This is a genomic window from Roseococcus pinisoli (genome assembly GCF_018413645.1).
Classification (GTDB): Bacteria; Pseudomonadota; Alphaproteobacteria; order Acetobacterales; family Acetobacteraceae; genus Roseococcus; species Roseococcus pinisoli.
Window position 1 is genome coordinate 640,305 of record NZ_JAHCDA010000002.1, and the last position, 11,019, is coordinate 651,323.

Genomic DNA, 11,019 nt, shown 5'->3' on the forward strand with positions numbered 1-11,019 from the left:
TGCCCGCATCGCGCCTGGCAGAGAAGAGGTTTGCCCTCCCCCCACAGCCAGGCTTGATGTCGCCAGCCTCCAGGATGGGCCGCGCTGCAAATCTTCCAGGCAACTCCCGCTAGGGGCGGTCAGGCTTCGTCCATCGGAATTGACGACGTCGACGCACGCTGCCTGTGCTTGTGCCGGCCGAACCAAGCTGAGCAAAAGAAGCACTACGGCTGTAATCATCCTCTGCACCTCTCCCATCGCGTAGAGAATGCGGAAGTCTCGATCGTCAGTCGACGACTAAGCGCCTCGGGCGAGATCGCCCCTAGGGCCTCCAGCTATGGCGTTTCCCTGAAATATGGCGCTTCGCGGCGTCCCACTCTGAGCTTGAAGCGCACGATCGAACGCTTTCAGCTTTGTATACGGCGGCGCCGCGCGCTGCCGCCAGAGAAGGCGACGGGCCGGCAGCATCAGCCCCAAAAGTAAAGCGCCGCCCCTTTGACGGGACGGCGCTTCCATTGTCCTGCCTAGGCGGACAGCTCAGCCGAGCTCGATCCCCGTGGCGGGGGTCGGGCTCATGAGATCCGTCATATGCGGCATGTGACAATGAGACATCGGACCACCTCCTTTCAGTTGTTGAATGAAGATATGTAGGTTGGGCCAGGCGGGCGACTTTCAATCCTTCCGCATGATGATGTCTGCCAGGGCAGCATCATGGCTTTGGCACCAGCACCACGAAGCGCCGATAAACCCAGCCCAGCGCGATCAGGGCGAGGCCCAGCCCGAAGAAGCTGAGCGCCCGCCACAACCCTACCAGCCCGCTCATATCCACGAGGAAAGCCTTGCCCACCGTCACCGCCATGACCGCCAGCGCCGCCAGCCGCAATGCCCGAACGCCGTAACGGATGCCGAGCGCCAGCAGGCAGCCCGCCAGCAGCAGCCAGGCGCCGGTATAGGCGTAGAGCTCAGGCTCGCCAGGTGCGGCCAGCATCAGCGCCATGGTTTCGGGGTTGAAGACGTGGCGCACCTCCAGCGTCACCCAGGCGAAGACCGCCAGCACCGCATAGGCGCCGAGCGCCTGGCGGAAGCCCGGCATCCAGCCGGCCTCCGGCGCGCGCATCGCCAGCCCCGCAAGCAGCGCCGGAAACGCATAGGCCAGCAGGAGCTCGTTCAGCACCGGCGCGCGCATGAGCAACGCACCCGGATCGAGGGCGGGATTGGCCAGCAGCAGTAGGACGCCGAGGACCAAGGCTGCGATCTGATGCAGTCGCCAGCCCCAGCGCAGCACGGGCCGATCCCCCAGCCGCCGGTTGGCGAGCCGCAGAAACGTTGCCATCGCCGCTAGGCTGAAGACCTGCAAGGCCTGTTCGCGAAACACCGAGCGGGTCACATCTTCGGCGAGCGCGCCGCCGGTGACCGCGTGGCGGATCTCCAGCATGAGCAGGGCGGTGGTGAAGGCGATGGCGCCGGCCTCCAGGACCGCGACGGCCAGGTCATCACCGCGCCGCCGGAACATCACGGCCGCAAGCGCGAAGGCGGCAGCGGGCACGCCATAGGCGGGGATCAGGCCGTTCAGCACTGGCAGGCTGCCGAGATCGTAGCTCGCCACTTCCTCGTTCAGCAGCAGCCGCGCCAGGACCACGCCGGCCACGGCGATGGCCACCTTGCGCAAGGCCGGCAGCTGCGCCCTCACCTCGACCCAGGCCAGTGCCGGCAGGAACAGAGCCACCGCCAGCGTCAGCCATTGATCCGACAGCACCATCGCGACGCCCAGCGCCAGGGCCGCGACGGCGCCTGCCGCATGCACCCCGGCGCGCTGCAAGGCCCCCTCCCGGCGCGCCAGCGCCGCCAGGCCAACCAGCGCGCCGGCGAGCGCCAGCGCGACCAGTGCCCAGCGGACATCCAGCGCGAAGCCGCGCACCCGGGCGAAGGCGATCAGCAGCACCAGCACCGGCACCGCTGCGGGCAGCGCCGCCCAGCGCGTCGGGTTCGGCGCGCGGCGTTCCAGCCAGGCGCCGGCAGCGGCGTGCATGGCCGCAAGGGCAAGGGCGGCGATCAGGAAGGCCTGCAAGGCCTCCGGCGCCCAGGCCTGGCCCGGCAGAATGGCGACCACCACACCCGCGGCCGTCACCGCCTCGTCACCGGTGCTCCAGGCGCCGATCGGCCAGGCCAGCAGCAACAGCAGCCCCGCCAGCGCGGCCAGCCATGGCAGCCGGTCCAACCGAGGCTCCAGACCGCCCTTGGCCACGGCCACTGGGGTGAGCAGCAGGATCGCCACAGCCGGCGCACTGACGCCCTGGACAAGCAGGAACAGGCCCGTCGCGGCGAGAACGGCAAAGGGGATCCAGGCGAGCCGGCGGCCGATCGCGCCGTCCAGCGCCACGCCGGGCAGCAGGCCCAGATGCAGCGCCGCCGCCGCGGGGATGAACAGCGCCGGCGGCCAGAGATCGGCCGGGCCCTGTGCCATGAGCCCGCCCATGACGATCCAGGCCGCAGCCGCCAGAATAGCGAGCCAACCCAGCCAGACAGCGCCCACCTGCCGGACCACCGCCAGGGCTGCCGCCGTGACGATCAGCAGATAGGCGAAGAGCCCGGGCATCCAGGGAACGTCCGTCTGGACCAGGGCCGGCGTCACATAGGCGCCCGCGATGCCGACGGCAGCCACCAGCGGCCCCTGCCGCAATGCCAGCGCCAGTCCGGCCAGGGCCGCCGCCGCCATCATCACGAAGCCGATCAGCGGAGGCACCAGCGCGTACATGATGGCCGTCGCATAGGCGGCGCCAAACAGCAGCGCCACGCCACCCGCCGCCAGGGCGGACGGCGCCTGATCCGGCCATGGGATGCTCGGACGGTCAGGCAGCGGCCGGCGGCGCAGCCACTCCGCCCCGCCGATCAGGACCAGGGCCAGCAGTGCCGCCAGGGCGCAGCGTGCCTCGGGGCCGAGCCACCCCTCCTCGATCGCGGTGCGCAGCAGGAAGACGCCAGCCAGCAGCAGGACCGCCGCGCCCAGCCAGGTGCCCCAGCGCAGCGTCAGCAGCTCCTCGAGCCCGGGACGTTGGGGGCGTGGCGGCGGCGGCGGTGGAACTGTGGCAATCGGTTCAATGACGGGCACTACCGTCGGCTCGGGCGCGATCTGCGGCTGTGGCTGCGGCACCGAATGACCAGGATAAGGAAGACCGGGGCTCAGCCTGTCCGGTATCGAAATACCCGCTGCCTGCAAGGCGGCCCGCAACAGAGCGATCTCCGCCCGCGCCCGACGCGCCTGGCGCCAGCCCGAAATACCCAGCAGCCAACCGATGAAGAGCCCGAGAGGAACCAGCGCGAGCAAGGCGAAAAGGTCATCCATAAGAAATGTTGGGTCCCGCAATGCCGACGGTCAATCGCCGTAGCAGGGTGGTTCCTGATCCCAGACGCCTCCATCATCCGCTGAGACTCCTGGTCACTCAGGTTATGGGGCTTATTTTGGAGAACACGGCAGATCGCTGCCGGCAGCTGGGCCATTGCGGCTAATGCCGAACCGCTTCTGATCCGCTATGATCGAGTACAGTCACCTCCGAGGGCGATCAAAATGAGAGTGACGTGGGACGAAGCCGAACGCGTCGAGGCGCTACACAACTATGGCGTGCTTGATAGCGATCTCGATTTTGATGGCATCGTCAAAATAGCGTCTCATATCTGCAGGACTCCTATCGCCGTCGTGAATTTCGTCGATGCGACGAGACAGTGGTTCGGGGCGGAGTGCGGCCTCGGTGTCCGCGAGACTCCGCTCGATGTTTCCATCTGCGCTCACGCGATCCTGCAGCCAGACATCTTCGTGATTCCCGATCTGGCGAAGGACCCCAGGTTCGGTTGCAACCCCCTGGTCGCTGGCGATCCCAATCTGCGCTTTTACGGTGGCGCCCTCCTGACCTCCTCCAACGGCTTGCCGCTGGGGACGGTCTGCGTCCTGGACTACCAGCCCCGGCCGATGGGCCTGACCGACGAGGAAGAGGACACGCTGCGGGCCCTCGCCCGGCAGGTGATGAACCAGCTCGAACTTCGGCTTGCCATCCGGGAGAAGGAAGCCCTGGTCCGGGAGAAGGAATTGCTGGTGGCCGAGGCTCACCACCGGGTCTCCAACAGCCTGCAGATGGTGCAGAGCCTGCTCACCCTCCAGTCCCGCCAGACGATCGACCCCGAAGCGTCGCAGCAACTCCAGGCCAGTGCCCAAAGGGTCAATACGTTTGGTCTGATGCACGAGCACCTCTACCGATCAGGGGCCGGGATAGAGGTCGATCTGGCTGTCTATCTCGCCACATTGATCGAGGACCAGAACAAGGCGCTCGCTTCGACGCTGGGGCATCGGCGGATCGCGCTGCATGCCGAAGCGATACAATGGCCGACGAGCGAGGTGGCGACGGTCGGATTGATCGTCTTCGAGCTGGCCACGAACGCGCTGAAATACGGCGAAGGCCTTGTGACCGTGAGGGTCTCGAAAGTGGAAGGATTGCTGTTCATCGTCGTCGAGGATGAAGGCGCCGGCATCCCGATCAGCTTTGAACCCGAAGAAAGCAGGGGATTGGGCATGCGCCTGATCCGTGGACTGGTATCCACTCGCGGGGGGCAAGTTGCCGTGGACAGGAGCAAGCGCCACACCGCCTTCGTCGTGACCATGGAGATGCCGGAGGCTCGCTAGGTAGCGAGATTCCCGACCGTCGGGTATCTTATATGGGGTCCGGTTTTGATCCTTTCGCGCCACCAGCAAAGGCTCTGCTGCGCCCCGCAACCTTCGCCGATGTGCCAGGCATTGCCCCACTGAAGGCAGCGGATAGCGCCCCTACTCCGCAAGAAGCCTGCGCACTCGGACTGCCTTTCCCTCGACGTATGCATCTCTGGCGGTTAGGCAGCCATGTGGTCGCCCAATGCGGGGGGCCGCCAAGGAGAAACCTGCATGCCCGGCAGTTCGGAAGAGCCGCCACGTCGACCTCGGCATCGGCGATTCCGTCTGCTGTCCTTTCTGCTGCTGGTCGTGGCGGCCCTCCTCGTCCTCGACGCCACTGGAAATCTGCCGCCCAGCATTCAGCGGGTCTGTGCAGCCGCCCACCTCTGCGGTCACGATCTGCTGCCCGGCCCGGCCCGGATGACGCGGCTGGAATTTCCGGTGACGGAAAATCCCTCGTCCCGTCAGCCGACCCATGCCCGGATCCTTGCCCAGCGGTCGGGCGATGATTGGATCATGACGCTGCAGATCGACGCCCTTCGCGGCGCGGCGCGCTACTCGCTGATCCAGGTGATCGCCACGCGGGAACCGCCGCTGGCCGGTGCTCGGACGGTCCTCACGCTCCATGACCAGAACCGCCAGCCCGTCCTGAACGGCCGATGGGAGATGACCGTCAGCGTGCCCAACGAGGTCTTCCGCAACCCGGAATGGGTGCTGCACTACCGGGCCGACACGATCGACGCGCTGGCCGTCAGCGAAGACATCGCGCCCTACATCCGCCGCCGCGGGGCCATCCGCTGAGCCCCCTGCCCTCGTTTCGCCCCGCCCTGGCCGCGACCTTGTCGCAAGGCGCGCGTTAGGCTCCCGACGACGACAAGAGGTTCCGTATGCCGCCCCATTCGACACGCCGTGCGCTTTTCATCTTGGCCACGGTCGCCGCCACCATGGCCGCCCCTGCCGCCTTCGCGCAGGATCGGCGCTGGGAAGAGGAGCGCCGCCGCGGCGAGGAAGCACGGCGCCGGGAAGAAGAGATGCGCCGCCGCCACCGGGAGGAAGCGCGGCGTCGCGAGGAAGAAGCGCGACGACGCCAGGAGGAGGCGCGGCGGCGCCAGGAGGAGGCCCGGCGCCGCGAGCAGGAAATGCGCCGCCATCAGGCCGAGGACAGCCAGCGCCGGCGCGAGGTCGAGCGGCAGCGCTGGCAGGTCGAGCAGGACCGTCACCGGGTGGAACAGGAGCGCCGCCGGATCGAAGAGATGCGGCGCTACTGAGCCCCTGACCGGCAGCACCGGAGGGCGGGCGGCATCTAGTCGCCGTCTTCGGGGTGCCGCATGCTCCGCCCCGTAGAGGAGCAGATTCCATGGTCAATTACGTCTTCGATCACATCCACCTGCGGACCCCGGACATCGAGGCGACCGCCGCGTGGTACGAGAAAATCCTGGGCGCGCAGATCAATCGCTCGATGCAGAATGGCGCCCCGCGGGTCGATATGAAGGTCGGCGGCGCCAACATCTTCCTCATCGCCACGGACGAGAACTCCGCCCCGGCGCCGGTCGCACCCTATACGGGCATCGATCATTTCGGGATGATCGTCGAGGATCTGGATGCGGCCTATGCCGATCTGAAGGCCAAGGGCGTGCACTTCACGATGGAGCCGAAGCAGCTCCGCCCCGGTATCCGCATCAGCTTCATTCGCGGGCCGGAGAACGTGTCGATCGAGATTCTCGAGCGCAAGAAGGTCGCCTGAGCGGCGACAAGGGATCGCGGGAGACCGCGATCCTCCAAGCCCGCTCCACCGGTCAGCGGAGCGGCGGGAGCGCCAGATAGGCCAGCCGCTTCAGCTCCCGGCGACTGTGTGTCACCGCCTCCAGCACCAGCCCGACGGCGAAGGACAGCAGCGCGGAGAGCATGACGGCCGCGGAAAGCACCGCCGTCGGAAGGCGCGGCACCAAGCCCGTCTCCCAGAAATCAAGCACGACCGGCAGACCGAGCAGCAGCGAGAACGCCACCAGCACGAGCGCCGCGATGCCGAAGAATTCGAGCGGCCGCTCGCGCCGGACGAGCTGGCCGATCATGCGGAGGATGCGGAAGCCGTCGCGCCAGGTCTGCAGCTTGCTCGCCGAATCCTCGGGCCGCTCGCCATAGGGCGCCGAGATCTCCCCGATCGGGATGCCGAGCTCCAGCGCGTGGATCATGATCTCCGTCTCGATCTCGAAGCCCGCGCTCACGGCCGGGAAACTCTTCACGAAACGGCGCGAGAAGATCTTGTAGCCGGAAAGCATGTCGGTCGTGCGCGTGCCGAAGACCCAGCCCACAAGGCCGGTCAGCAGGCGGTTGCCGAAGCGGTGGCCGGGCCGATAGGCCTTCTCCGCCGTCTCGACGCGCGCGACATTGACCATGTCATAACCGCCATCCATGGCCGTGGCGATGAGTCGCGGCGCGGCCGCGGCATCGTAGGTCGCGTCGCCATCGACCATGATGTAGAGATCGGCCTCGACGTCCGCGAACATCCGGCGGACGACATTGCCTTTCCCCTTTCTCTCCTCACGATGAACCAGGGCACCGGCGGCGCGCGCAATCTCCCCCGTCCCGTCGGTGGAATTATTGTCGAAAACGTGGATCTCGGCGTCCGGCAACGCGGCGCGGAAATCCTGCACCACCTGCGCGACCGTCGCGGCCTCGTTGTAGCAGGGCACCAAAACGGCGATTCGACGGGCGGTGGACGGATGGGGGGTCATTCCGGCGCGCCACTACTGGAGGCCAGCAGACGACGCAAGCTTTGACTTGACGCTCGCCCCTGCCCTGCTAGGCCTCCGGCCGCCGCAACACCAGGAGATCAAGGCATGAACACGTCGTGGCGTGGCCTTCGCGCCTGGGTTGAACGAGGCGGCTGGGGGCCGCAGACCCTCCTACTTGCAGTGTTGTGCGGGCTTACCGGTCTCTATTCGGTCCGCCTTGGCACCGATTCCAATTGGGATCTGCGAAATTACCATCTCTACGCGGCCTTCTCCTTCCTGCACGGAAGGCTCGGTTTCGATGTGGTGCCGGCGCAGTTCCAGACCTTCTTCAATCCGCTGCCGAACCTTCCCTACTATTTCCTCGTCCGGACCCTCAACGACCACCCGCGACTGATTGCTTTCCTGATGGGCCTGCCTGCCGGGCTCTATGCTTTCGCCCTCGCCCGCATCGCCATGATGATGGCAAGCCGAACGTTGGGACGGGGTTGGCCGTCGATGTCGGTGGCGGCGGTGGTCACCCTGATGGGCATGACCGGGGCAGCGACCATCACCGCCATCGGGAGCACCACAAACGATGTGTCTGTCGGCGCCCTGGTGATGGTGGCGCTGTGGCTCACCCTCCGCGCGGCCGACGCGCCGGGGCTCGAGCGACGCGATCTCGCTCTCCAGATGCTGCTCGCGGGCTTCGTCTGCGGGGCGGCTGTCGGTTTGAAACTCACCAATATCATCTATGCCGCGCCGCTCGGCCTTCTGATCCTGGCGCTGCTTGGCCTTCGTGCCGCGATCGCCGCCGGTCTCGCGATGGCCATCGGCTTCCTGCTCTTCTGGGCTCCCTTCGCCTGGATGCTGTGGCGCGAATATGCGAGCCCCGTCTTCCCCATGTACAACGACCTCTTCCAATCCGCCGACTACCCTTCGGTTCGGATCGGGGACACGCGTTTCCTGCCGCGCGATTGGATGCAGGCGCTCTTCTATCCCTTCTACTGGCTGCGGCCGAACGCCGGGCTGGTGACGGAACTGATCATGCGCGACCCGCGGGTCGCCATCGCCTATCTCTCCTCCCTCGTGCTGGGCCTGGGCTTTTTGCTTCGCGGGAGCTGGCGCGAGACCCTCCGCACGCAGCGGTCGACGGTCCTGCTGGTCGTCTTCTGTATCGCCACTTACGCGATCTGGGCCAAGATCTTCGGGATCTATCGCTACCTGCTGGTGGTGGAGAGTCTTGCCGGCGTGCTGCTGGTGCTGGCCCTCGGGCGGCTAATGCCGCAAGAGGCTTGGCGCAAAGCGGCGGCCACCGGCATCGTGGCTCTGGCGGCCATGCTCATGACGATCGCGCCCAATTGGGGTCATGTCCGTCATGGCGCACAGGCGGTTCGTCTGGACCCACTGCCAATCCCGCCCGACGGCCTGTTGCTCATCGCCGGCGATGACGGGCTAGCCTATGTGGCGACGTTCCTGCCCGCCGGCGTCAGGGCCGTCGGCATCTACAACAACATTGTCCGCCCCGGGGAGGAGACCGGCATCACGCGCCGTGTCCACGCTACCGTTGCGCAGCATCACGGCCCCTTCCGCCTCCTCCTCGGCGAAGACGTCACGGCGGAGCGCGCGGCCGCCCTGCTGGCCCCTTATGATCTCCGCCTCGGAAGCTGCGGCATCATCAGGAGCAATCTGCAGCCGGGCGGCCACGCCTTCTGCGAGGTGGCGAGGGCGAGTCCCCCCGCCGCCGGCTAGCTACCCCAGACGCCCCGCCGCCTCCGGTGACACCCAGGCCAGCGTCCCGCTCGCGAAGACCGCCGCCAGCGCGCCCTCGGGTGTCACCAGCGTCAGGTCGCCACGCAGGCCGGGCGCGATGCGGCCGCGGTCCTTCAGGCCCAGCGCGTCGGCCGGGTTGGTGGAGACCAGGGCCCAGGCCTGGGCCAGGTTCATCACGCCGCGCGCCGCCATGCGGAAGGGCGCCGCGAGCATCGCCGGCCAGTGATAGTCGCTGGCCAGCACCGTCACGAGACCGCGCTCGGCGAGCGGTGCGGCACTGGCCCAGCCGAGATGGCTGCCGCCGCGCACCACATTGGGTGAGCCCATGACCACCGCCTCGCCGGCCGCCCGCGCATTCTCGGCGACGGGTTCGTTCATCGGGAACTCGCAGATGCTGGCGCCGAGCCCGCGGAACAGGGCGCGGTCCTCGAGCTTCGCATCGTCATGGCTGAGCATGGGAATCCCGGCGGCCTGAGCGGCGCCGGCCATGCGGGCGCGGGATTCGGGGATCTCTCCGCGCCGTGCATAGGCGGCCTCGGCCAGGGTCTTGAACTGCTCCTCGCTCACGCCCGCCCGGCCGGCATATTTGCCGAGCTCCTTGGAGTTGCCGAGCTTCTTCCGGATGCCCGGCGTGTGATCGTTGAAGCCGAGGAGATGGACCTCGCCCGCCTCGATCGCGGCGAGCGCGGCCGGCTCTGCGTCGAAATTATCGGCCTCGAAGCGCAGATGCACCCGGAAGTCAGGGCCCGGAGGCGGGTTGCGCAGCGCACCGAGCGTGGACTCGAAAGCCTGCAGCGAACGAAGGCCCGGCTCCCAAGAGAGGGTGATGCCGAGATAGGCCGTGGTGATGCCGGAAGCCAGCAGCTGGGCGGCGGCATCGCGCATCGCGAAGTCGGCGGGGAAGTCCACATTGGGGCGCGGCTGCAGCGCGCGCTCATGCGCGTCGCCATGGATGTCGATCAGCCCCGGCATCACCAGCAGCCCGGTCGCATCCAGGTGGCGATCGGCGCCGTTGCCCTCCGCGATCCGGCCCTCGGCCAGCGTGACGTCGCCCGCCACCAGTTCACCCTCGCGCAGGACCTGCCCGCCCGAAACACTCCACGACATGATCAGGACTCCACCACGAGTTGCGCGCGCCCGGCCGCGTAACGCGTCAGCGTCGCGTCCACGGGTTTTCCATCGGCATCGATATTGACCGCCTCGGCGACAATGACCGGGCGGGATCGTGATTGCTGCAAGACTTCGGCCTCCTCCGCCGTGGGCATACGGGCGGTGATGCGGGTGATGCGGCGGCGGTAGTCCGGGACACCGGACTCCGCCAACGCGCGGGTGATGGACGGATCCTCGCGCAGCAGCGCCAGGATCCGCGGGAAGCGCTGGGCGGGAAAGTGGTGCGAGCCCAGCGCAACGGGTCGGCCATCGGCCATGGCGATACGCTCCGCCAGGACCACGTGGCGGCCCGAGCGTATCTCCAGCAATTCGGCGATGCGCGCATCGGCCGGGATTTCGGCGAGTCGCAGCAGGCGGCCCGCGGGCTCGCGGTTCTGGCTGCGTATGATCTCGCTGAAGCGCGTCCGGGGACCGAGCGGATAGTCCAGCACATCCTCGGCGACGAAGCTGCCGCGCCCCTGCTCGATGCGCACCATGCCGCGCCCCTCCAGCTCCTCCATGGCGCGGCGGATCGTGTGCCTGTTCACGCGGAAGCGCGCGGACAGCTCGGCTTCGGTGGGCAGGCGCTCACCTGGGGCGTGCTGGCCGGCCTTGATAGCCGCCTCGATGACGGCGCCGATCTGGCGCCACAGCGCGACGCCCGCCCCCCGATCCAGCATCGGGAGGTCTGACGTCATGGAAGTTTCAACC

General features: G+C 67.6%; 9 protein-coding genes. 5 read left to right on the forward strand and 4 right to left on the reverse strand.

Annotation, left to right across the window (positions count from 1 at the left end; translation table 11 throughout):
* Positions 1 to 688: 688 nt before the first annotated feature.
* A complete protein-coding gene (locus KHU32_RS11745) occupies positions 689 to 3,088 on the reverse strand; it encodes a DUF2339 domain-containing protein (protein ID WP_213670276.1) in 2,400 nt (799 codons plus the stop codon).
* 462 nt (positions 3,089 to 3,550) lie between these two features.
* Here KHU32_RS11745 and KHU32_RS11750 point away from each other — a divergent pair, with 462 nt between their 5' ends.
* The 4 genes from KHU32_RS11750 to KHU32_RS11765 all read left to right on the forward strand — a co-directional run bounded on the left by KHU32_RS11750 (position 3,551) and on the right by KHU32_RS11765 (position 6,419).
* On the forward strand, positions 3,551 to 4,651 hold the full coding sequence (locus KHU32_RS11750; RefSeq protein WP_213670277.1) for a histidine kinase dimerization/phosphoacceptor domain -containing protein: 1,101 nt from the start codon (positions 3,551 to 3,553) through the stop codon (positions 4,649 to 4,651).
* Between the two features lie 255 nt (positions 4,652 to 4,906).
* Positions 4,907 to 5,476, forward strand: a complete 570-nt coding sequence (locus KHU32_RS11755; RefSeq protein WP_213670278.1) for a hypothetical protein — start codon at positions 4,907 to 4,909, stop codon at positions 5,474 to 5,476.
* A gap of 122 nt (positions 5,477 to 5,598) precedes the next feature.
* Positions 5,599 to 5,943 (forward strand): hypothetical protein, encoded by a 345-nt coding sequence (locus tag KHU32_RS11760; RefSeq protein ID WP_213670279.1) that lies wholly within the window; start codon positions 5,599 to 5,601, stop codon positions 5,941 to 5,943.
* Positions 5,944 to 6,032: 89 nt separating this feature from the next.
* Positions 6,033 to 6,419 carry a VOC family protein gene (locus tag KHU32_RS11765; protein ID WP_213670280.1) on the forward strand — a complete coding sequence of 129 codons (387 nt, stop codon included), beginning with the start codon at positions 6,033 to 6,035 and terminating at the stop codon, positions 6,417 to 6,419.
* A 52-nt stretch (positions 6,420 to 6,471) separates the two neighbouring features.
* Here KHU32_RS11765 and KHU32_RS11770 read toward each other — a convergent pair whose 3' ends face one another.
* Positions 6,472 to 7,410, reverse strand: a complete 939-nt coding sequence (locus KHU32_RS11770; protein ID WP_213670281.1) for a glycosyltransferase family 2 protein — start codon at positions 7,408 to 7,410, stop codon at positions 6,472 to 6,474.
* A 105-nt stretch (positions 7,411 to 7,515) separates the two neighbouring features.
* Between KHU32_RS11770 and KHU32_RS11775 the strand changes: the two genes are divergently transcribed.
* Positions 7,516 to 9,138 carry a hypothetical protein gene (locus tag KHU32_RS11775; RefSeq protein ID WP_213670282.1) on the forward strand — a complete coding sequence of 541 codons (1,623 nt, stop codon included), beginning with the start codon at positions 7,516 to 7,518 and terminating at the stop codon, positions 9,136 to 9,138.
* Here KHU32_RS11775 and KHU32_RS11780 read toward each other — a convergent pair whose 3' ends face one another.
* Both KHU32_RS11780 and phnF read right to left on the reverse strand, forming a co-directional pair.
* Complete coding sequence (locus KHU32_RS11780; protein ID WP_213670283.1) at positions 9,139 to 10,266, reverse strand: alpha-D-ribose 1-methylphosphonate 5-triphosphate diphosphatase; 1,128 nt, start codon at positions 10,264 to 10,266, stop codon at positions 9,139 to 9,141. It abuts the gene before it with no gap.
* Positions 10,267 to 10,268: 2 nt separating this feature from the next.
* On the reverse strand, positions 10,269 to 11,006 hold the full coding sequence (gene phnF, locus KHU32_RS11785; protein ID WP_213670284.1) for a phosphonate metabolism transcriptional regulator PhnF: 738 nt from the start codon (positions 11,004 to 11,006) through the stop codon (positions 10,269 to 10,271).
* Positions 11,007 to 11,019: the final 13 nt, after the last annotated feature.

Coding starts and splice junctions, on each gene's coding strand:
- KHU32_RS11765 (WP_213670280.1), top strand. CDS start 6,033: ATGGTCAATTACGTCTTCGATCACATCCACCTGCGGACCCCGGACATC.
- KHU32_RS11780 (WP_213670283.1), bottom strand. CDS start 10,266: ATGTCGTGGAGTGTTTCGGGCGGGCAGGTCCTGCGCGAGGGTGAACTG.
- phnF (WP_213670284.1), bottom strand. CDS start 11,006: ATGACGTCAGACCTCCCGATGCTGGATCGGGGGGCGGGCGTCGCGCTG.
- KHU32_RS11775 (WP_213670282.1), top strand. CDS start 7,516: ATGAACACGTCGTGGCGTGGCCTTCGCGCCTGGGTTGAACGAGGCGGC.
- KHU32_RS11755 (WP_213670278.1), top strand. CDS start 4,907: ATGCCCGGCAGTTCGGAAGAGCCGCCACGTCGACCTCGGCATCGGCGA.
- KHU32_RS11770 (WP_213670281.1), bottom strand. CDS start 7,410: ATGACCCCCCATCCGTCCACCGCCCGTCGAATCGCCGTTTTGGTGCCC.